Source organism: Pontibacterium sp. (genome assembly GCF_964228735.1).
GTDB lineage: Bacteria > Pseudomonadota > Gammaproteobacteria > Pseudomonadales > Balneatricaceae > Pontibacterium.
This window is the reverse complement of the sequence record NZ_CAXRBQ010000122.1, coordinates 41490-62065: the sequence shown is the minus strand read 5'-3', so window position 1 is coordinate 62065 and position 20576 is coordinate 41490. Positions and strand designations below refer to the sequence as shown.

23 protein-coding genes are annotated in these 20576 nt (G+C 54.6%); 8 read left to right on the top strand and 15 right to left on the bottom strand.

The window, feature by feature from the left end:
• Positions 1–289: 289 nt before the first annotated feature.
• The 7 genes from ACEQ15_RS13960 to arsC form a co-directional block, all read right to left on the bottom strand.
• Positions 290–1402 (bottom strand): lipid A deacylase LpxR family protein, encoded by a 1113-nt coding sequence (locus ACEQ15_RS13960; protein WP_370279823.1) that lies wholly within the window; start codon positions 1400–1402, stop codon positions 290–292.
• Positions 1354–1893: a disulfide bond formation protein B gene (locus ACEQ15_RS13955; protein WP_370279822.1), complete on the bottom strand. Its 540-nt coding sequence runs from the start codon at positions 1891–1893 to the stop codon at positions 1354–1356. The genes ACEQ15_RS13960 and ACEQ15_RS13955 overlap by 49 nt, the downstream gene beginning before the upstream one ends.
• 334 nt (positions 1894–2227) lie before the next feature.
• Complete coding sequence (locus ACEQ15_RS13950; RefSeq protein ID WP_370279821.1) at positions 2228–2698, bottom strand: nucleoside triphosphate pyrophosphohydrolase family protein; 471 nt, start codon at positions 2696–2698, stop codon at positions 2228–2230.
• An 11-nt stretch (positions 2699–2709) separates the two neighbouring features.
• A complete protein-coding gene (gene csdE, locus ACEQ15_RS13945; protein WP_370279820.1) occupies positions 2710–4383 on the bottom strand; it encodes a cysteine desulfurase sulfur acceptor subunit CsdE in 1674 nt (557 codons plus the stop codon).
• Between the two features lies 1 nt (position 4384).
• Complete coding sequence (locus ACEQ15_RS13940) at positions 4385–4765, bottom strand: DUF2069 domain-containing protein (protein ID WP_370279819.1); 381 nt, start codon at positions 4763–4765, stop codon at positions 4385–4387.
• A gap of 5 nt (positions 4766–4770) precedes the next feature.
• Positions 4771–5370 (bottom strand): NAD(P)H:quinone oxidoreductase, encoded by a 600-nt coding sequence (gene wrbA / locus ACEQ15_RS13935; RefSeq protein ID WP_370279818.1) that lies wholly within the window; start codon positions 5368–5370, stop codon positions 4771–4773.
• Positions 5371–5721 carry an arsenate reductase (glutaredoxin) gene (gene arsC / locus ACEQ15_RS13930; RefSeq protein WP_370279817.1) on the bottom strand — a complete coding sequence of 117 codons (351 nt, stop codon included), beginning with the start codon at positions 5719–5721 and terminating at the stop codon, positions 5371–5373.
• A gap of 86 nt (positions 5722–5807) precedes the next feature.
• Here arsC and ACEQ15_RS13925 point away from each other — a divergent pair, with 86 nt between their 5' ends.
• Together ACEQ15_RS13925 and ACEQ15_RS13920 are read left to right on the top strand one after the other, a co-directional pair.
• Positions 5808–7091 carry a YihY family inner membrane protein gene (locus tag ACEQ15_RS13925; RefSeq protein WP_370279816.1) on the top strand — a complete coding sequence of 428 codons (1284 nt, stop codon included), beginning with the start codon at positions 5808–5810 and terminating at the stop codon, positions 7089–7091.
• Positions 7092–7099: 8 nt separating this feature from the next.
• Positions 7100–7375, top strand: a complete 276-nt coding sequence (locus tag ACEQ15_RS13920) for an acylphosphatase (RefSeq protein WP_370279815.1) — start codon at positions 7100–7102, stop codon at positions 7373–7375.
• Positions 7376–7411: 36 nt separating this feature from the next.
• Here the strand turns inward: ACEQ15_RS13920 and ACEQ15_RS13915 are convergent, their stop codons facing one another.
• Positions 7412–7975 (bottom strand): lytic transglycosylase domain-containing protein, encoded by a 564-nt coding sequence (locus tag ACEQ15_RS13915; RefSeq protein WP_370279814.1) that lies wholly within the window; start codon positions 7973–7975, stop codon positions 7412–7414.
• Positions 7976–8090: 115 nt separating this feature from the next.
• Here ACEQ15_RS13915 and ACEQ15_RS13910 point away from each other — a divergent pair, with 115 nt between their 5' ends.
• A complete protein-coding gene (locus tag ACEQ15_RS13910) occupies positions 8091–8987 on the top strand; it encodes a diguanylate cyclase (protein WP_370279813.1) in 897 nt (298 codons plus the stop codon).
• A gap of 52 nt (positions 8988–9039) precedes the next feature.
• Here the strand turns inward: ACEQ15_RS13910 and rarD are convergent, their stop codons facing one another.
• Both rarD and ACEQ15_RS13900 read right to left on the bottom strand, forming a co-directional pair.
• Positions 9040–9939: an EamA family transporter RarD gene (rarD, locus tag ACEQ15_RS13905; protein ID WP_370279812.1), complete on the bottom strand. Its 900-nt coding sequence runs from the start codon at positions 9937–9939 to the stop codon at positions 9040–9042.
• A 133-nt stretch (positions 9940–10072) separates the two neighbouring features.
• On the bottom strand, positions 10073–11437 hold the full coding sequence (locus tag ACEQ15_RS13900) for an SLC13 family permease (protein ID WP_370279811.1): 1365 nt from the start codon (positions 11435–11437) through the stop codon (positions 10073–10075).
• An 86-nt stretch (positions 11438–11523) separates the two neighbouring features.
• On the opposite strand from ACEQ15_RS13900, the gene ACEQ15_RS13895 reads away from it, so the two are divergent.
• Positions 11524–12330, top strand: a complete 807-nt coding sequence (locus tag ACEQ15_RS13895) for a helix-turn-helix domain-containing protein (RefSeq protein ID WP_370279810.1) — start codon at positions 11524–11526, stop codon at positions 12328–12330.
• Between the two features lie 31 nt (positions 12331–12361).
• Complete coding sequence (locus ACEQ15_RS13890; protein WP_370279809.1) at positions 12362–13402, top strand: ribonuclease Z; 1041 nt, start codon at positions 12362–12364, stop codon at positions 13400–13402.
• A gap of 46 nt (positions 13403–13448) precedes the next feature.
• On the opposite strand, the gene hisC is transcribed toward ACEQ15_RS13890, so the two are convergent.
• The 3 genes from hisC to ACEQ15_RS13875 all read right to left on the bottom strand — a co-directional run bounded on the left by hisC (position 13449) and on the right by ACEQ15_RS13875 (position 15683).
• The gene (hisC, locus tag ACEQ15_RS13885) at positions 13449–14522 is read right to left on the bottom strand and encodes a histidinol-phosphate transaminase (RefSeq protein ID WP_370279808.1); all 1074 of its coding nucleotides are present in this window, start codon (positions 14520–14522) and stop codon (positions 13449–13451) included.
• Between the two features lie 159 nt (positions 14523–14681).
• Complete coding sequence (locus ACEQ15_RS13880; protein ID WP_282355999.1) at positions 14682–14894, bottom strand: hypothetical protein; 213 nt, start codon at positions 14892–14894, stop codon at positions 14682–14684.
• Positions 14895–15260: 366 nt separating this feature from the next.
• A complete protein-coding gene (locus tag ACEQ15_RS13875; RefSeq protein ID WP_370279807.1) occupies positions 15261–15683 on the bottom strand; it encodes a bacteriohemerythrin in 423 nt (140 codons plus the stop codon).
• A 313-nt stretch (positions 15684–15996) separates the two neighbouring features.
• Between ACEQ15_RS13875 and ACEQ15_RS13870 the strand changes: the two genes are divergently transcribed.
• Both ACEQ15_RS13870 and ACEQ15_RS13865 read left to right on the top strand, forming a co-directional pair.
• Positions 15997–16689, top strand: coding sequence for a GGDEF domain-containing protein (locus ACEQ15_RS13870; RefSeq protein WP_370279806.1), 693 nt, complete (start codon positions 15997–15999; stop codon positions 16687–16689).
• A 215-nt stretch (positions 16690–16904) separates the two neighbouring features.
• Entirely contained in the window at positions 16905–18332 is a 1428-nt protein-coding gene (locus tag ACEQ15_RS13865; protein ID WP_370279805.1) for an aspartate kinase, read from the top strand.
• Between the two features lie 73 nt (positions 18333–18405).
• Here the strand turns inward: ACEQ15_RS13865 and ACEQ15_RS13860 are convergent, their stop codons facing one another.
• Positions 18406–19032, bottom strand: a complete 627-nt coding sequence (locus ACEQ15_RS13860; RefSeq protein ID WP_370279804.1) for a nitroreductase family protein — start codon at positions 19030–19032, stop codon at positions 18406–18408.
• Between the two features lie 26 nt (positions 19033–19058).
• The gene (locus ACEQ15_RS13855) at positions 19059–19955 is read right to left on the bottom strand and encodes an EamA family transporter (protein ID WP_370279803.1); all 897 of its coding nucleotides are present in this window, start codon (positions 19953–19955) and stop codon (positions 19059–19061) included.
• Between the two features lie 113 nt (positions 19956–20068).
• On the opposite strand from ACEQ15_RS13855, the gene ACEQ15_RS13850 reads away from it, so the two are divergent.
• On the top strand, positions 20069–20572 hold the full coding sequence (locus tag ACEQ15_RS13850) for a MarR family winged helix-turn-helix transcriptional regulator (protein WP_370279802.1): 504 nt from the start codon (positions 20069–20071) through the stop codon (positions 20570–20572).
• Positions 20573–20576: the final 4 nt, after the last annotated feature.

Sequence of the window (20576 nt, the reverse complement as noted above, 5' to 3'; positions counted from 1 at the left end):
TTAAGAGAGTAGAAGCCGGGGCCTTATCTACATGGCAGTCTTTACGACTTAGCAGCCCGTCAGGCTCACCGGCTCCTTGCGATGGACGGTAGCTAACCACCCATCACCGAGAGATACAAGCAGCCCGCTCCGAGGGCGACATGGTTCGGAGTGTTGGATATGTCGCGGTCGGAGACCACTGCTACAGAAGTGGTGTTGGGTGTCGCTTGCGCTCGACCCAACCAACGATTGTATCCCGGTAGGTTGGGTCGAGCCGTAGGCGACACCCAACACATACCAGGCGATCAGATCAAAACTCGAAGCTATAGCTCAACGCGATTGCACCGTAGTTATGGCCTTCGGGCTGGCCTTTAAATACGCGGCTGCGGTGTACTCGGGAGAAGGAGAACTTTACGCCACGGTACAACACGGCCCAACCCACGGTAACTTCTCCCACCCAGTGCTCTTTGTCGATGGAGTGGCTGTCGGAGAAGGTGTTGCCGTCGAGAAAGATGTCGTGCAACACGTATCGGCCATCGGCAGCAACGAACAGATGGGCACCCAGGCTATTGTTACGGCTGGAGCTGGCGTAGCGGGCATCTTTCGGACCGGGGGCACTGTTGTCACCACCTGGACGCAAGGCGGAGGAACCGAAGTCGTCCGGCAAGCGCCAGCCAAGTCGGAATTCGGCACCAGCGTTGGCGTAAGTCGCCACGTTACCCAAGCTACCCCCCATATGGAAGATAGTGTCGTAGGCGAGTACGCCGGTGAGCGGTTCTGGTGCAAAGCGGTACTTCATCTCATGCACCAGCTGCAGGCCCAACTCGTTTTCCAGCTGGTTATCCCAGCCCTGGACTTTGTCAAAGCCACGTAGGTCGTGGATAAAGTCCTGTGCTTCCTGGCCCAATGCTGCCGGACCCACAATACCCAGGTTCAGCTGCGTGGTACGCAGTACTTCTTCATTACGACTCTGGTATGCCAGACCGGTATATAACCAGCCCGCGTAAGGGCGGTCGTTGGGGTCTACCGTGGTACGGTTCAGGTCTGTTGGTGTGTAGATCTGCTGGCCAAAGGTGATAACAACGTTACGCTGAATACCGTCCTCACCGCTGGCGTCGGCATCCAGAAACGGCAGGTATTGGTTCACACCCAGTACCCACTCGGGCAAACAGTCGTCGGTCAGAAAGTTATCTACGTTTGGGGAGACCAATGAAACACGAATACCGTTGGTGTAGTTACGGTCGGTATTCGTAAACAGGTCGTTATCGAGGTAGAAGTTGGCTGTCCAGGGATCTTTGTCCGCGTCCAGTCCTTCGCGGCATACGGTGTCGTTAGCGTAAGTAGGCAGGGCGCTGCCGAGCAGCAGCGCCGCAATCAGCGGAACAGATCGCGTGGTTGGCGACGTTTTCTGATCAGCTTCCATGTAATGATCAGCAGGATTGAGAACAGAATCAGCGCCTGTTCTGGAATGCTTAGTCCCAAAAAGGTCCATTGGCTTACGTGGCACTCGCTGGCTCCTTGAAAGATTGCGGACAGTGTTTCAACTGTTGGCATTGTATCAAAGACCTGGCTGACGTTAACTTCGCAATTTGCGACGGTGGAGCTGTTGATCAGCTGTGCCTGAATCCAGACATGTTTCAACGTGGCAGAGATGCCGGTGAGGGTAAGCAGGAAGCCGACAAATCCGTAGATGCGTTGGCCGATGGAGCCGGGGTTGTGCAGAAATGCGAGAAGGAAGATCGAGGCGATGGTCAGGGTGATTAAACGGGTGAGAGCACAAAGAAGGCAGGGCTCTTGAGCCAGGTGCTCCTGTAGATACGCTGTAGTGAAGGCTATTGCCCCAGCGCAGACAATAAACCCCAAGCCATTCAGGCGTCGATAGTTGTACTTCGTTGTACCGACATAACCACTCATGGAGGACATCCAGTTTATTTATGTATTATTTTCTGCCCGTATACTCGGGCATCTCTTTATCGCTGATCTTTGTCAGCAGCCTTTAACCCTTCGGTGGCATCAAAAATGCCGAGCGAAAATCATACGGATCGAATATTGAGGTTTTCTTAACATTCTCTGAATTTGTATGAATTTCTCTTTATGTCACACAAACTTAACGTGGATTATTTGTTGTAGTCAACGGCGGATAATTTAAACGTTTGATTTAGATCGTGGCGTGGTTCCCGGATACAAAAAAGGGCCTTTTTGATAGGCCCTTTTTTTATAGTGCTTGGTACTGCTTAACCCGGCTTACTTAGCCCAGCTTAGGCTCGTGCCAGTTGGTGTTCTTCAGGAACTTGTGGGCAGGGTAGAATTTACCGTCTTTGCCTTCCTGGTCTTTAGATGACTTGATGAACGCTTCTGGCAGCTCGCCACCGGCGTACACTTCGATGCCTATCTCTTCGCCGTAGTAGGCCAGTGTTGCGTTGATCTCTTCTTCGGTTTTGCACAGCTTGGACAGGTTACTCTCCTGTACCGCAGCCATGTCTGCGTCGGCGTCGATACCCAGGATGTGCGCCATGCCGTAGGTGGTAACCAGCACGTCAGCAATGGCGTCGCGTACTTCGGTGATATCTTTGTTTTCGATACCTTCAACCAACTCAGCCATCTCTTCCTGAATCAGGTGCAGTTGTTTCGCTGCCTTTTCCCATTTTGGATTGCTGAAGTCACCTTTTTCGTTACCAAAAACGGTGTTCAGGAAGGATACATCGGTAAAGTTGCTCATTGAGGCTCCTGTTAATTAGCGTCGGCAGCAATCTGCCGGATTTTCTCAACGATTGCACGCAGGCCGTTACCCCGGGAAGGGCTCAGGTGGCGTTGCAGATCCAGTTGATCAAAGTAGTTGTTGATATCAAAGGCGTTAATTTCTTCTGCGCTTTTGTGGTTAAACGCGGCGAGGACTAACGCAATCAGTCCACGAATAACCCGGGCGTCGGAGTCAGCAAGGAAATGGTAAATGCCGTTGCTGTCTTTTTTATAGGCCAGCCAGGTTTGGCTTTCACAGCCCTGTACCCGGTTATCGTCGGATTTAAATTTGTCGGCCAGTTTCGGCAGCTGTTTGCCCAGCAGCATCAGTTCGCGGTAGCGGCTGTTCCAGTCCTTCATCGGGCCAAGTTTGGCGAGCAGATCGTCTGCGCTGATCTCGGTACCGTAAGGAGACTGGCTGAAGGCCGGATCGTCCTCTTCCACCGCCGCGACCGCCACTTGTACCTGATCTTCACGGGCGATCTGGTCCAGTGCCGTAGCAAAACGCTCCACCTCTTCCATGGTGTTGTAGAAGGCGAAGGAGGCGCGTGTGGTGCCGTTCAGTCCCAGTGCCTGCATCAGTGGCATGGCGCAGTGATGGCCGGTACGTACAGCGATACCCATCTGGTCCAGCTGCAGACCGATATCCTGCTGGTGGTGTTGATCCAGCTGGAAGGAGACCAGGCTCACACTTTTCTCTGGCGCACCGATGCGAATAAAACCGGGAATCGTCGCACAGCATTCCAGTGCGTGCTGGAAAAGCGCCTGCTCATGGTTATCCAGTGCAGTACGATCCTGCAGAGACAACCAATCAACGGCGGCACTCAAACCCAACACACCGGAGATGTTTGGCGTACCCGCTTCAAACTTGAACGGCAGCTGGTTGTAGGTGGTGCCGCTGAAGCTGACCTGGGCGATCATCTCGCCGCCGCCTTGCCACGGCGGCATCACCTCCAGAATTGACTCACGGCCCCACAACACACCGATACCGGTTGGCGCAAACATCTTGTGGCCGGAGAACACGTAAAAGTCACAACCCAGATCCTGCACATCCACGGTGAAGTGGGGCAGGGCCTGTGCGCCGTCGATTAGCACGGTTGCACCCACAGCTTTAGCTGCAGCAGTGATCTCTTTCACCGGATTGATGGTACCCAGTGTGTTGCTGGCGTGACCGACTGCGACCAGCTTGGTTTTTTCACCCAGCAGGTTGCGGTAGGCATCCAGGTCCAGATCACCGTTTTCCAGCAACGGGATCACCTTGATCACGGCACCGGTGCGCTCGGCGACCATCTGCCAGGGCACAATGTTGGCGTGGTGTTCCAGCGTGCTGAGGATGATCTCGTCACCAAAGTTCAGCTTGCTCAAGCCCCAGCTGTTCGCCACCAGATTGATCGCTTCGGTGGTGCCGCGGGTCCAGATGATCTCACGGCTGTTTGCCGCGTTCAGATACCGGGCCAGCTTCTCCCGTGCCTGTTCAAAGCGCAGGGTGGCTTCGGCACTCAGATGGTGAGAGGCACGGTGAACGTTGGCGTTGGTGGTTTGGTAGTACTGTGCCACCGCATCAATTACCGCCTGCGGTTTTTGTGTGGTGGCGGCGTTATCCAGATAGGTCAGTGGCTGGCCGCCGACCTGCTGCGCCAGAATCGGAAATTGATCGCGCAGCATCTTACTGGTTGTTTAGCTGTTTGTTGTAACGGCTCTGCCAGCGGGCGTACATCATGGCACTGGTAAACAGGATGCCGATCAGGATGCAGGATGCGGTGCCTACGGCGAAGGTGCCTGGAATGCTGGCGTCGATCACAGCCACCATGAAATACGGCATCAGTACAAAGCAGAGCCAGTCATGGTTGCGTGGATTGCCGCTGATGATGGTTGGCAGGAAGGCCAGCAGCAGTGCGCTTTTCACCAGCACGATGGTCAGTGGATTTGCGTCCGGTACAGGTACCAGCACAAAGTGCCACAGTACAAACAGGGCAAGCAGTGCGAAGTACGATGCAACGGTGATGTAACGGCTCAGGCGCGCTTTCAGGCGGTAGTCTTCAGCCATGGAAATTATTGCTCCAACAGTTTCAGGGCCAGTTCGCCCAGACGTTTGCCCTGTGCGCGACAGAGGCTTAATTCGGTTTCATCCGGTGTGTTGCTGTTGTCCCGACCTGCAACGTGGGTCGCACCGTACGGTGTGCCACCGCTCTGGGTGGAGAGCAGCTCGCTTTCGCTGTACGGCAGGCCTGCGATCACCATGCCTTGATGCATCAATGGCAGCATCATGCTCAGCAGGGTGGTTTCCTGGCCGCCATGGATACTGGAACTGGAGGTAAACACACTCGCAGGTTTGTTGATCAGCTTACCGGAGAGCCAGATCGAACTGGTGCCGTCGATGAAATACTTCATCGGGGCGGCCATGTTGCCAAAGCGGGTCGGGCTGCCCAGGGCCAAGCCTGCGCAGTTGGCCAGATCGGCTTCGGTGCAATAGGGCGCGCCTTCGTCCGGCACCGCCGGCTCTGTACTTTCACACACGGTGGAGATGGCTGGCACCGTGCGCAGGCGTGCTTCAATACCCGCCTGCTCAACGCCACGGGCGATATGTTGCGCCAGGGTGCGCGTAGCACCGTGGCGGCTGTAGTACAGAACCAGAACGTAAGGTGATGACACTTACAGGATCTCCAGAACGGACTCCGGTGGACGACCGATGCGCGCTGCGTCGCCTTTAACAACGATTGGACGCTCGATCAGTTTTGGGAATTCGATCATCTTAGCGATCACTTCATCATCGCTCAGGCCGTCGTTGTCCAGGCCTGCTTCTTTGTATTCAGCTTCTTTCTTACGCAGCAGGTCGCGTGCAGAGATGCCCAGCTTCGCCAGTACTGCTTTCAGCTCATCAGCATTTGGGGTGTCTTCCAGGTACTTAACGATCTGAGGTTCGATACCCTGTTCTTCCAGCAGAGCCAGTGTCTGGCGGGATTTGGAACAGCGTGGGTTGTGGTAAATAGTCACGTCACTCATTATGCAATACCGATTTATAATTAATGCGATGTTGGGTTTAAGCCCTGTATTGTATACGTCTGATCTCCCGCGACAAAGGAAACGTCATGCGTCAGTTGTTAGATAAACCGGCATTTCGCTTTTTGGCCTATCTGTTCCGCCAATTCATTGCCAATCAGGGCGTGTTGAATGCCTCCGCGCTCACCTATACCACCCTGTTTGCGGTGGTCCCGTTGATGACCGTTTCTTACGCGGTGCTTGCAGCTGTCCCTTCCTTCCAGGGAGTGGGGGAAGAGCTGCAGAGTTGGGTGTTCAGTAACTTTGTACCGACCACCGGTGCTGTGGTGCAGGATTACCTGAGCAACTTCGCCAATCAGGCCCGCCAGCTGACCGCGGTGGGGGTGGCGGTGCTGGCCGTGACCGCCATCATGATGATGAAAAATATCGAGGCGGCCTTTAACCGGGTTTGGCGGGTATCAGAACCGCGTAAGGGGCTCTCCAGCTTTCTGCTCTACTGGGCTGTACTGAGTCTTGGACCGGTGCTGATCGGTCTTGGTCTGGGTGTGACCTCTTACATCGCATCGATCTCGGTGATTACGGAAGCCACTGAGCTGGTGGGGCGAGCGCGTTTGCTGTCGATCCTGCCGATGATTCTCTCTGCCGCTGCGTTTACCTTGCTGTATGCGGCGGTGCCTAATTGTCGCGTACCGATCAAAAATGCTTTTTACGGCGGACTGGTGGTGGCGATCCTGTTCGAAACCGCGAAACGTGGATTTGCCCTGTTTGTCACCCAGTTTCCCTCCTACGAGCTGATCTATGGTGCATTTGCCGCGGTGCCGCTGTTCCTGCTCTGGATCTTTATCTCCTGGATTATCATTCTGCTGGGCTGTGAGTTAACCCGCAGTCTGACTGTATACCGTCGTCTCGACAATGCCAGTGGTGTATCGGAACTGCATATCATGGTGGCGGTGGTGCATCGCCTCTGGCAGGCGCAAGAAAAAGGCGAGGCTGTGCCGGACCGTGTGCTGCTGAAAGAGGTGCCGGGACTGGACCAGGGGCGTTGGGATCAGTACGTGCAGATCTTGCTGGAAGGTCAGATCATCAGCCGCAGCGACCGGGGAGACTACCTGCTGAGCCGCGATGCAGGGCGTATCTCCTTGGATGAATTGAACAACCTGCTGCCCTGGCCGCTGCCGGATGCGCCGGTGGCCGAATCAATTTCTGCATGGGAGCGCGACCTGAACCAGCGCCTGGGGCAGGTGAGCAACCAGCGGAAAGATGCATTGAATATTTCGCTGGAAGCGTTATTTTCTGACGCTGAACAGGACAGTTACGCGGCGCAACGTAGCGATAAAAGCGCAGGGGACAACAGCGCAGACGAGGTGAGGTAATTAAGAATATGGCAACAATCTGTATACACGCATGGGTGACCGGACGGGTGCAGGGTGTTTGGTACCGTCAGTCCACATTGGAAGAAGCGGAACGCGCCGGCTTAGTTGGTTGGGTGCGCAACCTGAGCGACGGCAACGTTGAGGTTATGCTGCAGGGTGAAGAGAAAGCTGTACGTCACGTGGAAGCGTGGTTGAGCCAGGGGCCTGAACTGGCCAATGTGGCAGAGGTAAAATCCGAAGAGGTTGAAGTCTCCGACGAATTGGTGGATTTCCGGGTCATCTGAACCTGAATCCCTTTCTCGCTTTTACAAGCGGTACAGCTACTCCCTGTACCGTTTTTGGTTTTTATAGACCCGTTCCGGATACCAGGTTTTACCGTAGGAGCCGTTGTAACGGGCCAGTGCTTCAGTCCAATCGCCCTTGGCCACTTTCAGGTAGTGTTTCAGGATGGTACAACCGTAGCGCAGGTTGGTTTTGATGTTGGTGAGGTTGTCGTTGGGACGACCGATCTCGTTTTTCCAGAACGGCATTACCTGCATCAGGCCTTGTGCGCCCGCCCTGGAGATCGCAAAACGGTTGAACAGGCTTTCGGTGTGGATCAGCCCGAGAACCAGATCGATGGGTAACTCGTGGCGTTGGGCTTCGGCATGGGCGTAGCGCAGGATCTCAACCCGTTCCAGGTCATCCTTCACGTAATTGCGGATACGTCCACCCATATCTACCAGCCAGACCTCCGCCACATAGCGGTCTTCAAAGCTGTCCGCGGTGGCAAAGCTTTTCTTCAGCGCATCGCGTAGCGCCGGATCAAACTGCTCCGCTGAATTGCCCCAGGCACTGTTTACACACAGCAGGGCAACAAGTGTGAAGGTCTTGAGAATGTTCATGGAGCGCAGTATATCCTGAGTTTTGTCAGATAAAGAATGCTGCAACTCAAAACACCACAAATTGTGCTATAACTTCCCACTAATGATTTATTCGTATAGATGACGGAGTGTTCGGATGTCTGTTGACAGCAGCCTCGCAGTAACCCAGTTGGATGCGTTGATCTCTACCCTGGAAGAATCGGTGCTTTTCCTCAACGAGAAAGCTGAGGTGATCAGCTACTCGGTTGGTACCAATGAGTGGATGAACCCGATGATTCTGCTGGGACACAACGCTAGTGAAGTAATTCCGGAATCTGTCGTTGCCTCGCTGAGTAATGTGTTGGATAAGGCCGCAACCGATGGTGCGCAGCAGATGGAGCAGTTGATCCGACCGGACAGTGCGCCGCTGCTGAAAGATGCAGGCCTTTCCGAAGCGCTTTGGTTCCGGCTGATCATTGCCCAGTCCGGTAATGGTTGGGTGATGGTATTGCGTGACGTGAGCGAGCAGAAGCGTTTGTCCCGCCGCTCCGGTGGTCAGTCCCAGCGCGATATGCTGACCGGCGCCTACAACCGCCGCACATTGATGCCGGTGGTTGAGCAGGCTGTGGCGCAGGCACAACGTTACGACTGGATCTGCTCGATTCTGGCGATCGACGTGGACGGTCTGACTGCCATCAATAACAAGTACGGCTGGGATGCGGGTGATCAGATCCTGCAGCAACTGGTGCAGACCCTGGAGGCAACCAAGCGTACCGCGGACTTCCTGGCGCGTATCGCCGACGATCAGTTGGCACTGTTCCTACCGGAAACCAACCGTGAGCAGGCGCTACTGGCGGCACAGCGTATTATTAACCTGGCCGGTGAGATGCGTATCCCGGTAGAAGGCGGTGAAATCTCCTTCTCCGTGAGTATTGGTGCGGCAACACTTAACGGTGTTGAAGATACGGCTGCGAAGATGCTGGATCGTGCGGAAGACAATTTGGCGGTTGCGGCACAGAGTGGCGGTAACCGCGCGGAAGGTGACGACATCTAAGTCGAAACCTTCCCATACAGAGTTCAGGCTTAAAGGCCGGTCGGTGGAAACATCAACCGGCTTTTTTCTGCGCTTCATTTCCCTTGTTGAACAACGCCCCTCCGCTGAATACCACCAATGCTGCCCAGATCAGGGCGAAGCTGATCAGCTGGTGGGTACCAAACGGCTCGTTATACAAGAACACCGCCAGCAGGAAGTGGCAGGTTGGTGCCATGTAGGTCAGGAAACCGACTACTGTCAGACTAAGGCGCTGGGCTGCTGCAGCAAATGCCAGCAGTGGTACCGAGGTCAGGATACCCATCGCGACCAGACGACCAGCATCAAAGCTGCTTTCCATAAAGTGATCCTGTCCCGTATCCAAGAGCCAGTACCAGTAGGCAAACGCAATCGGACACAAAACCAGGGTTTCGATCAGCAGACCCGACAGGGTATCCACAGGTGCTTGTTTGCGCACCAAGCCGTACACACCAAAGGTGCTGGCCAACACCAGGGAGATCCATGGCAGTTCGCCGAGGGCGATGATCTGCCAGAGTACGCCTACCGTTGCCAGCACCAGCGCGAATTTGCGGAACTTATCCTGTTTCTCACCCAGTACCAGCGTACCAAGTAACACGTTGACCAACGGCGTGAGGAAGTAACCCAGGCTGGACGCCAGTACCTGGCCTTCGCCCACGGCATAGATAAACACACCCCAGTTTATGGCAATTAGCAGGGCTGAGAAGGTCAGTGCGGCCCACACCCGTATGTTTTTCAGGTGGGTAACCGTTGTCTTCCAGCTGCGCATTAATGTCAGCACCACGCCGGTAAATACACAGGCCCAGATCACGCGATGGGCGAGCACTTCCAGCTCGGGCAGGTCGGTTACCTGCTTGAAAAACAGCGGGAAAAAGCCCCAGAGGCCATAGGCGATCAGGGCGTACAACAGTCCTTGTTGGGCGGTATTCGTTGGCATAAAAAATCCGGGCAATGCGTGAAAGGGCGCCGATTGTACGCCCCTTTGTGTTCAACCGCAGCAGAAAAATATGCAATTTTCTGTATCACATTTTTACCCAATAAAGCTGGGTAGATTCCGTAGGCAGGACCAATCAGATCCAGCCCAGCAGTTGCCACCACAGGTAGTCCAGTGGCAGCAGGATCAGGATAGTCAGTGCACCGGAGATCAGGCAGAAACGGATCGCATGGCGCAGAGGTTCCTTGGCCAGATGCATCGCAACAACCAATGGCGCGGATTGATACGGCATCAAGATGGTGGAGAATCCCAGCACCTGGGTCATCAGCACCGCTTCCAGTGTCATACCGCTTTTGTCCGCCATCTGGTCGGCAAAGGGGGTTAGTACCGCTGGCACACCCGGCAGCGTGGCTACCAGTGCGGTAAGAATCGCTGAGCCGGAGAGGGAGGCAAAGTTCAGCGCTGGATGGTCCGGATTCAGCGGCACCCAGCTGTTGAACGCATTGGCCATGATGGCACCCAACCCAGTGGTATTGATGACTGTGCCTAGCGCCAGAATCCCTGCCAAATACACCATCAGGTTGAAATTCATCTTTTCGTTGAAGGTTTTGGTGTCCACCAGGCCCACTCCTGGCATCAGCAGAAAGAGTGCAGCACTCAGGCCTACCCAGGCGGGAGAGATCTGGTGCAGTGAGTCGGTAAACCAGAGAACCAGAGTTACACCTAAGACAATGATCAGCTTGCGCTGCCCACCGTTGCCGGTAACCGGCTCGGCGTGCCTTGGCTGATGTTGAGGCGAATCAGGAAAGAGCAACAGAATCAGGCCGATGATCAGTGCTGCTTTCAGTAGGCCTAATACCGGGAAGTGCAGGAACAGGTATTCGGCGTAGCCCGGCGTGACGCCCTGGATGGTTTCAGCAGCGCCGATAAACACCATGTTAGGGACGTTGGCAGGCAGTACGGCAAAGGTGGGTACGTGGCAGCCCAACGCGCCTGCCAGTGCAGTACCGGTGCGGCCTTTGCTGCCCGCCTTGAAACCACAGTTGTCCGCCAGCGCCATCACAATGGGAATCAGCAGTACGGCACGGCCAAGGGAGGAGGGCATTACAAAGCCCACCATTACCGATGCGATCACAATGCCACTGATCAGGCGCACGTAGCTGCCGTCAACCTGATGGCTAAGTGTACTGGCGATGCGCTGTCCCAGACCGGTACTGTTGATCGCCATACCAAATACCAAGCCGGAAAAGATCAGCCACATTGCTGCGGAACTGAACCCGGCAAACACGATTTCAGGTGGAGCGACTGCAAACAAGATCGCCGCCAGCATAAAGATCAGCGCTGTAAGGTAATCTGGCAGGATCGCTGCTGCCCAGAACAAGATGGCGAATAGCACCAGTGCAGCGCCTGTGGCTTGCTGCAACGTCAGACCGGCGGGCTGCAGGATAATCAAAAGCAAACCACACAAGAGTGTCAGTATCGCGGTAATGAGCTTGGGCATTATCGTAACTCGTAATTGTGTTGCTAAGGTGTCCATTCTGCGCCTTAATGGAAAGGTACGCATACGATAAATGGACAGGTAATGTAGTGAAACAGACAAAAACACCACCCAGCGGTATTGGTTGCATCGACGATCCGTTGCGGCCGATTCTGGGCATGTGTGGCGTCATGCAAGGGAATGAAGAGGTAATTCTGCATACCCACCCACGAGCTCAGTTGGCTTACGCGAAAGCGGGCGTGCTGCGGGTGAACACAGCCGATGGCACCTGGGTGATTCCGCCGACGCAGGCGGTGTGGGTACCGGGTGATATGGAGCATCAGGTGATCGCAGTGTCACCGGCAGAGGTGCATCACCTGTTTATCGATCAACGGCAGTTTGATGCGCTGCCGACCCAGTGCAGTGTGCTGGAGGTTTCCCCTTTCCTGCGCGAGTTGATTATCCGGGCAATCAGTCATGGTCGTGATTACCTGCCGGACAGCCCTGCGGCACGGTTAATGGCGGTGATTGGTGACGAGCTGCAGGCGCTAGAACCTTCGTCCCTCTACCTGCCCTTGGCGCAGGATCGGCGGGTGGTGCGGGTGATGTCGATGCTGCGGGACAACCCAGCGGACAGCCGCGGCCTGGAGGAGTGGGCTGCGGATGTGGGGGCCAGTGGACGTACACTGGGCAGGCTGTTTCTGCGCGAGACCGGTCTGAGCTTTGGCCAGTGGCGCCAGCAGCTGCGTTTACAGGAGGCAGTTAAGCTGCTGGGTGAGGGTAAAGGTGTGACGGAAGTGGCACTGATCTTGGGGTACCGCAGCCCCAGTGCGTTTGTGGCGATGTTCCGTAAGGCGTTGGGTAAACCACCGAAGCAGTATTGTGTGGATCTGACGTCTGGATCGGGCGAAAGCTAAAGGTTGGGAGAGGAAAGGGAGAGCAGTCACGATGCAGATTACGTTTTTAGGTACCTCCTCCGGTACGCCTACACGCAGTCGGAATGTCAGCGCGATTGCGGTTGGACCGGAGCGAAAGCGGGAGTGGTATCTGGTGGACTGTGGAGAGGGGACCCAGCACCGACTGCTCAAGGCGCCGCTTTCCCTACTGAAACTGCGTGCGGTGCTGATTACCCATATGCACGGCGATCACTGCTATGGCCTGCCAGGCATGCTGGCATCGGCCCAGCTGTCGGGGCGTACCGAACCGCTGACGTTGATCGGCCCTAAGGCACTTGAGTCGTTTTTGCAGGCGATGATGCAGTTCGCCGAACTGAGCCTGGATTACGAGCTGCGTTTTATCGATGTTGCGGATAACGAATTGGTATGGGACGCGCTAGGGATGCGAATTACACGCTGTAAATTATCTCACCGTGTGCCGAGTTACGGTTACCGCTTCGAGGAAACCGATGTGGAGCGCCGCTTGCTGGTGGATAAGTTACGTCAAGAGGGCATTCCCAGTGGACCGGAGTGGAACCGGCTGCAGAAAGGGGAGAGCGTCACGCTGGAGGATGGCCGAACCCTGGACGGTCAGCTCTATTCAGAGCCTTCTCGCAAGGGACGGGTGGTTGTGGTCGGCGGTGACAATGACAAGCCAGAGTTGATGGAAGCGCTTTGTGAAGGGGCGGATCTGCTGGTGCATGAATCCACATATACAGTGGAGGTTGCCGCCAAAGTGGGACCGGAACCACAGCACAGTACCGCCGCACAGGTTGCTGAATTTGCCGAACGCGCCGGACTGCCACACTTGATCCTGACCCATTTCAGTCCGCGTTACCTGGACGTGCCCGCGATCAACCCGGTAACCGGTGAGCAGAAAGGGTTGTCGGTGGAAGACCTGCGTGAGGAGGCAAAAACGTTGTACAGCGGTAATCTGTGTATGGCGGCCGATCTCGAGCGTTACAAGCTGAATCGGAAGGGGGAGTTGCAGTGTGAGTGGCTGCGCAGTCGACGTAACGCAGAAAGTTCAAACGGGAAGGAGATTAGAAGGTAAACCTCAGGCAATAGCTGTTGCCTGAGGTTTCGATATCCGGTGGGTATCAGCCCATCGAAACGATGTCCGGGTGCTGCTTCAGGGTATCGATCAGCAGTTGCATCTCTTCCTGGGTACCGATGGTGATACGCAGGTGGTTGTCGATGCCTGGCTTGCTGAAGTGGCGTACCAGAATCTTATTGGCACGCAGGAAACCCATCAGCTCTGCCGCTTCCACGTAACGGTGGGTGGTGAACACAAAGTTGGTCTTGGATGGCGTGGTAATAAAGCCCAGCTCAGCCAGTGCGTTCTCGGTCCAGTCACGGGTTTCGATAATCTTCTGCGTGGTTTCGCGGAAGTAGGCATCGTCTTCAATCGCCGCCACGGAAGAGGCGATCGCCAGCATATCCAGTGGGTAAGAGTTGAAGCTGTTCTTCACGCGCTCCAGACCTGCGATCAGATCTTCGTGACCGATCGCGTAACCCACACGCATGCCTGCAAGGGAGCGGGATTTGGAGAAGGTCTGGATCACCAGTACGTTGTCGTAACGACGGGTCAGTTCAACAGCGCTGTCGGCGCCGAAATCCACGTACGCTTCGTCAACCACCACCAGAGATTCGGTGTTTCGCTGCAGCAGCGCTTCGATCTCGCTCAGCTCCAGGGCGCGACCGGTTGGGGCGTTCGGGTTGGCGAAGATAATACCGGCGTTCGGCTCGTTGTAATCGTTCAGGTCGATGCTGAAGTCATTACGCAGCGGAATCTGCTTGTATTCGATGTCGTACAGGTTGCAGTACACATCGTAGAAACTGTAGGTAGTCTCCGGCAGCAGCAGCGGACGCGGCTGACGGAAAAACGCCATAAACGTCAGTGCCAGTACTTCGTCAGAGCCGTTACCAACAAAGACGTTATGTTTGTCGACAGAGAAATGATCAGCCAGCGCCTGTTTCAGCGCGCCGCAGTCCGGGTCGGAGTACAGACGCAGTCGATCCATCGGGAACTCGCGAATCGCCGCTTCAGCCTTTGGTGAAGGCGGATACGGGTTCTCGTTGGTGTTTAACTTAGTGATCCCAGTGTCTTTTGGCTGTTCACCGGGTACATAAGGGGTGAGGCTGTTGACCGCCTCGCTCCAATACTTACTCATGGTGCTGACTATCTTCTCTGTAATTGTGGGGTGTCACACTGGACACAGGATAGAGCTGGAGCATACCAGAGTCGTGGCATTAAATCCGCAAAAACGGAACCCTGTGCAGGCGTGTACGGCACCTATATGGGTGTAGCTATATCGAGGCTGGAGAACGGTTCAGCGACGCGAAATTTCACGCATCAGACCGCTCAGATCCAGATCCTGCATGGACGCCAGGGAGTCGAGATCAGTGGCGACCGGCGGAAAGCGACTGGCGCGTTTTTTGGCTTCCTTTTTCTCGGCTACCAATTCTTCCAGTTTTTTTTGAACCTGGTCCAATTGTTCCAGGGAAAGTGGCATCAGTTTCTGACTGATTTCGTCGTTTATCATAAAGCGCTTTATTCACAACCAAACGGATGAACAGGACGTCCTTATTACTTCAAACAAGCTCAAGATACATGATTGGAATAGAAAGTCAGGTACTTGGGCTTATTAATTGTAGTCCCTTCTCCCGGATGAAACCGCATAGCAAACAAGGTGCTTGCACGGTTTAGCCAGGCTCCTGATAAATAGAGGAGAACGAACTTTATAACTAAATATCAGTATATTGCAATATACGCGGATAAAATTCGTTCAGATCAGAGTTTAAACAGCGCAAAAAATAGACAAGAGCGTCGTTTAATCCTCCTTATAAATTAGTTTAGACGCTGGAATTAATGAATGTGTGAATCAGTTTCGTAATTGCGTTAAAAATTTTTAACCTTGTCGCGAAACAAACATTGCAGTCACTGTATCCATGGTATTGATGTGGTTGATAAACCACGGAACCATGGTTTCGCTCAGGTAGGTTTCCAGAGCTTCTGGGGCCATGCCGTCTTGCCAGGCGTTTAGTACATCCTGCAACTCGTTCAACACACGCTCGTGCTCACCTTTATGGCAGCCGTATGCCGGGAAACCGGTGCGTTCCATTTCCGCCTCTTCACGGGCGAAGTGTTCCTTGTCGTGGTTGTAGATTTCGGTCAGTGCTGCGGTGATTAAGGAACGGTCGAAACCTTCAACTTCCTGCGCGTCCAAAACCAGGGTGTGCAGCTTGTTGGTCATCAGGGTTGCTTCACGGTGATCGTCGTTCATGAAATCAAGCATCACGCTTGGGATGTTTGTGAGAGGCAGGCTGCTCATATTAGGACTCCGGTATGGATGAATTAGCGGGGTCACAGTAGCGGAAACACGAGATCCGGCGTTTGATGGAAGTCAATTTCAGACGCAGTTCACTTTAGGCACTATGGATTTGGTTTTGGCTGCCGACAAGAGGGATGCATCTGTCGGGACAGGACCCCCATAAGTTTTAGATTTAGGGATAATCGCGCTACAATATTGTTTGGGAACAGGGCCTGGAGTGCCAAATTATAAAGGCTTGGCACGCAGTTAGAGGTTAAATGAGCGTTTGAACAGTCACCGATTTCTTAAGCAAAGGCGGCTCTGGAAAGAGCTGTTGTTTTGCAGCCCCCTGTTCCTTGGAATCATTCTGCTGAACATCGAGTTTGATGCAGCGAATCGCGTCTTTGGCTTCCTGGACAGCTTTGAAGGCCTGCACCTGGCTGACCTGGTATTTAGCCTGATGTTTATCCTGCCGCTGTATTTGTTGGTGTTCGCACTGCGGCGTAAGCGGGAGATCGAGACATTGGTATCTCAGGCGGGGACCGACTCGCTCACCGGTGTGCTGAACCGCCGTCGCTCTCTTGAGATCCTGATCAACGAAGTGCGCCGCTCCCACCGCTCAGGTTCGCCGCTTTCGCTGATTGTTTTCGATATCGACCATTTTAAGCTGATCAACGATACCTACGGCCATCCAACCGGCGATCGTGTGTTGCAGCAGTTTGTACGCAGTGTCGGTCAGTACGTACGCAGCTACGATTACCTGGCGCGTATCGGTGGCGAGGAGTTTATGCTGATCGTTACCGAAACCGATGGTGATTTGGCAACGGATGTTGCCGAGCGTCTGCGCCTACAGGTCGAAACCGAGAGCTTTGGTCTCGACCGTGCGGTGACCGCCAGCTTTGGTGTCTCTCAGCTGCGTAAAGGTGAGTCCTACGCAGACCTGATGCACCGCACCGATGAACGCCTTTACTGGGCAAAAAACGAAGGGCGTAACCGGGTGGTTGGGCCTTCCGCCGGCAAAAGCTGATCCAGTCCTCAGAGCAAAATACAGCTATTAGCCAATAGGTTAATGGGCGACTGCTCACATATTCATACTTTTGGTGTATAATTTCGCGCCACATTTTTCCGTATTTTCGCGACCGGGTGGGATGAATATCTAGCGAACGCCTCAGAGCGGGGCAGGTTTATGCTCACTCACAGTGCGAAACCCCAACGGCAGTAACTGAGAAACCGAAGTTAAGTATGCATACAGTCGAAAAGATCGGCGGCACGTCCATGAGCCGCTTCCAGGAATTGATGGACACTATTCTGATCGGTAACCGTAGTGAAGATCAGCTGTATAACCGAATTTTTGTGGTGTCTGCATACGGCGGTATTACCAACCAGCTGCTGGAACACAAGAAAACAGGTGAGCCAGGCGTATACGCGCGCTTTGCCAATGCAGAGAGCGAGGAAGCCTGGGTTGAAGCGCTGAACAAACTGCAGGTCAACATGCAGGAGATCAACGCTGAACTGTTCGAAGGCAGTGAATACGAGCTGACTGCAGCCAACAACTTCGTTGCGGAGCGTCTGAACGATGTGCGCGACTGCATGAAGAGCCTGCATCACCTCTGCTCTTACGGCCACTTCCAGCTGGAAGAGCACCTGATGAAGGTACGTGAGATGCTGGCATCCATCGGTGAAGCCCACAGTGCCTACAACTCTGTACTGGCATTGCGTAAAGCTGGCGTAAATGCACGTTTTGTTGACCTGACGGGTTGGCACATGGCGACTCCGCTGCCATTCGAAGAGATGGTTGCGAAGCAGTTCGATGGTATCGAATTCGACAAAGAGCTGGTGATTGCGACCGGTTACACCCACTGTGAAGAAGGTCTGATGAATACCTTCGACCGTGGTTACAGCGAGATGACCTTCAGCGCGATTGCAACCGTGACCGGTGCGAACGAAGCAATTATCCACAAGGAATACCACCTGAGCTCCGCTGACCCGATGCTGGTCGGTCCGGACAACGTGGTGACCATTGGCCGTACCAACTATGACGTAGCGGATCAGTTGTCTAACCTGGGTATGGAAGCGATCCACCCGAAAGCCGCTAAAGGTCTGCGCCGTTGTGGTGTTCAACTGCGTATCAAGAACGCATTCCAGCCTGAAGACGAAGGTACCCTGATCAGCCAGGATTACCGCAGCGAACTGCCTCGTGTTGAGATCGTTGCGGGTCGCAAGGATGTCTTTGGGATCGAGATCTTCGACCAGGAGATGCTGGGTGATGCGGGTTACGACATCGAGATCTCCACGCTGCTGCGTCAGCTGAAGCTGTACGTAGTGAACAAAGACGCGGATGCGAACAGCATCACCTACTACGTGGCTGGTTCCCTGAAGATGGTGAACCGCGCGACCCGTCTGATCGAAGACAAGTACCCGGAAGGTGCGGTTCAGCTGCACAACCTGGCGATTGTTTCCGCGATCGGCTCTCACATGAAGGTGAAAGGTATTCTGGCACGCACCGTGACTGCACTGGCTGATGCCGGTATCAGCGTACAGGCGCTGCACCAGTCTATCCGTCAGGTAGAGATGCAGTGCATCGTCAACGAAGAAGACTACGAGCAGGCGATCATCGCGCTGCACCAAGCGCTGATCGAAAACGGCAGCAACATGCACGACGCAGCCTGATCAGCCCTCTGAAGAAAAAGGCGGACCTGGACATTAACCAGCTCCGCCTTTTTTGTGTCCGCAGCAAACGTTGTTACGCAAAGCGCAGTACCGTCTCAACCGGGAGCCTGCATTTCTGTGGCCAGTTGTTTTCCGCACCATGCCCTACGGTCACCAGCATCACCGGTAGTTCCTGTTCAGACAGCTCAAATGCCTGACGCAGTGCATTCTCATCAAATCCACTCATTGCGCCACTGGCCAGGCCCATCCCCTGCGCGCTGATCATCAATGTCATCGCCGCCAGGGATGCGGAACGGAACGCCTCATCCCGCTGTAACTGAGCGTTGTCCTGATGCGATGCGGTTGCGGCATCGACCCAACTTGTTTGTACCTGGGGACTGATAATCTCAGCATCAACAGATGCCTGCAGTGCGTTAGCCAACGATTTGTGTGCATCGGTTGTGCCGCAAACGATAAAGGTCACACCTGCATCCTTAACCTGCTGCTGACCGTAGGCCGCTTCGCACAGGCGGGCTTTTGCTGCATCGGACACCACGGCAATAAAGCGCCAGTTTTGCAGGTTATACGCGGATGGTGCCAGCGTGGCGCAGCGCACGAGTTCGATGATCTGGTCGTTTGTGACGGGCATGCCTGCCCGATAACGGGTGGTGGAGGTACGGGCTTCAAGAATTGGTGTAACTGGATTGGCAGTGAAAGACATAAGCGTTCTCCTTACTGAGAGGTGGATTAAGGTTTGCGAAATGAGTGAGTCGGTTGTTCTGGGCGCTGTGGTTGGGTTGCGCTCCACTGCACCAGAACCACGCTGATCAGCACGGTGACAAAGCCCAACAGCGCAATACCGGTAAGGCTCTCGCCGAGCAATAGCCAGCCAAGTACTGCAGCGCTGAGTGGGCTGAGCAGGGCAAGGGAAGACACGGCAACCGGCGGCAGACAGCGCAGACCCCGAAACCACAGCGCGTATGAAAGCAGTGCGCCGATCAGGGTCAGGTAGCCGTAGCCAATCAGGTGTTTCATGCCCAGTGTCGGCAGTGGTGGATCTACCTGCATGGCCACTGGCAACAACATCAATCCGCCGATCAATAGCTGCCAACCGGTGTTGGCCATCACCGGTAGATCGCTTTTCCAGCGTTGCGACAGATAGGTGCCAGCTGCCATGCACGCGGCACCTGCAATCGCGGCCAGTGCACCAACGGGATCAAGCAGGCTATCTGGCGAAAGGAGCAACGCTGCCATCCCGATCACGCCAATGACGCCGGCAAAGACCGCCCATGGGGAGGGAGCATGACGGTCACATGCCCAGACAAGAGCCATTACCAATAACGGTTGGATAGCGCCCAGCACAGCGGCCAATCCACCCGGGAGCCGGTAGGCGGCGATAAACAGCAGCGCCTGGAATACGCTGATATTCAGGGCAGACAACACCGAGATACGCCACCAATTCACCTGACGCACATAACGGGTGGTGAACAGGATCAGTATCAATCCGGCGGGTAACGTGCGGATCAATGCAGCCGTAAATGGACGATCCGGTGGCAGCAACTCTGTGGTCACGATATAAGTCGATCCCCAGATGATGGGTGCCAGAGCGGTGAGCAGCATATTGTAGATCGTGGTGTAACCCATGATGGGAGCTCCATAATATTTATCTTAACTTCAAGATAAATTAGAGTCTTGCAGGTGTTTATCTTAATATCAAGATAAATTTGAACGCATTGTGCGAACAGTGAGATGCATAAATGGATGAGAATCAGCGCAAAGACGCGGTCGACCTGATACTGAAACAGTGGGCACGTGAACGTCCGGACTTAGATGTAACGGCGATGGGAACTGTTGGCCGCATGAAGCGCGGTAGTGCTTTGCTGCAGCGCCGACTGGAGCAAGTGTTTAACGAATTCAATATGAGCGGTTGGGAGTTTGATGTACTGGCAACGCTGAGGCGCTCGGGGGCGCCTTATTGTCTGGCACCCACAGCGCTGTTTTCCGCCTTGATGGTGACGTCGGGCACTATGACCCATCGTATGCAGCGGCTGGAATCAGCGGGGCTGGTGGAACGGATTGCCAATCCGGAGGATGCCCGCAGTAATTTGGTGCAGCTAACCGCTGAAGGCCTGGCGCTGATTGATAGAGCAGTGGAAGCACACACTGCAAATATGACCTCTATGCTGGAACCGTTGAGCGAGGATGAGCGGGTCGCGCTGGATAAAGGCTTAAGCGCTTTGCTGCGGGTACTGGAGGAGTAAGGCG

Coding starts and splice junctions, on each gene's coding strand:
- ACEQ15_RS13960 (WP_370279823.1), bottom strand. CDS start 1,402: ATGGAAGCTGATCAGAAAACGTCGCCAACCACGCGATCTGTTCCGCTG.
- ACEQ15_RS13955 (WP_370279822.1), bottom strand. CDS start 1,893: ATGAGTGGTTATGTCGGTACAACGAAGTACAACTATCGACGCCTGAAT.
- ACEQ15_RS13950 (WP_370279821.1), bottom strand. CDS start 2,698: ATGAGCAACTTTACCGATGTATCCTTCCTGAACACCGTTTTTGGTAAC.
- csdE (WP_370279820.1), bottom strand. CDS start 4,383: ATGCTGCGCGATCAATTTCCGATTCTGGCGCAGCAGGTCGGCGGCCAG.
- ACEQ15_RS13940 (WP_370279819.1), bottom strand. CDS start 4,765: ATGGCTGAAGACTACCGCCTGAAAGCGCGCCTGAGCCGTTACATCACC.
- arsC (WP_370279817.1), bottom strand. CDS start 5,721: ATGAGTGACGTGACTATTTACCACAACCCACGCTGTTCCAAATCCCGC.
- ACEQ15_RS13925 (WP_370279816.1), top strand. CDS start 5,808: ATGCGTCAGTTGTTAGATAAACCGGCATTTCGCTTTTTGGCCTATCTG.
- ACEQ15_RS13920 (WP_370279815.1), top strand. CDS start 7,100: ATGGCAACAATCTGTATACACGCATGGGTGACCGGACGGGTGCAGGGT.
- ACEQ15_RS13915 (WP_370279814.1), bottom strand. CDS start 7,975: ATGAACATTCTCAAGACCTTCACACTTGTTGCCCTGCTGTGTGTAAAC.
- ACEQ15_RS13910 (WP_370279813.1), top strand. CDS start 8,091: ATGTCTGTTGACAGCAGCCTCGCAGTAACCCAGTTGGATGCGTTGATC.
- rarD (WP_370279812.1), bottom strand. CDS start 9,939: ATGCCAACGAATACCGCCCAACAAGGACTGTTGTACGCCCTGATCGCC.
- ACEQ15_RS13900 (WP_370279811.1), bottom strand. CDS start 11,437: ATGCCCAAGCTCATTACCGCGATACTGACACTCTTGTGTGGTTTGCTT.
- ACEQ15_RS13890 (WP_370279809.1), top strand. CDS start 12,362: ATGCAGATTACGTTTTTAGGTACCTCCTCCGGTACGCCTACACGCAGT.
- hisC (WP_370279808.1), bottom strand. CDS start 14,522: ATGAGTAAGTATTGGAGCGAGGCGGTCAACAGCCTCACCCCTTATGTA.
- ACEQ15_RS13880 (WP_282355999.1), bottom strand. CDS start 14,894: ATGATAAACGACGAAATCAGTCAGAAACTGATGCCACTTTCCCTGGAA.
- ACEQ15_RS13875 (WP_370279807.1), bottom strand. CDS start 15,683: ATGAGCAGCCTGCCTCTCACAAACATCCCAAGCGTGATGCTTGATTTC.
- ACEQ15_RS13865 (WP_370279805.1), top strand. CDS start 16,905: ATGCATACAGTCGAAAAGATCGGCGGCACGTCCATGAGCCGCTTCCAG.
- ACEQ15_RS13860 (WP_370279804.1), bottom strand. CDS start 19,032: ATGTCTTTCACTGCCAATCCAGTTACACCAATTCTTGAAGCCCGTACC.
- ACEQ15_RS13855 (WP_370279803.1), bottom strand. CDS start 19,955: ATGGGTTACACCACGATCTACAATATGCTGCTCACCGCTCTGGCACCC.
- ACEQ15_RS13850 (WP_370279802.1), top strand. CDS start 20,069: ATGGATGAGAATCAGCGCAAAGACGCGGTCGACCTGATACTGAAACAG.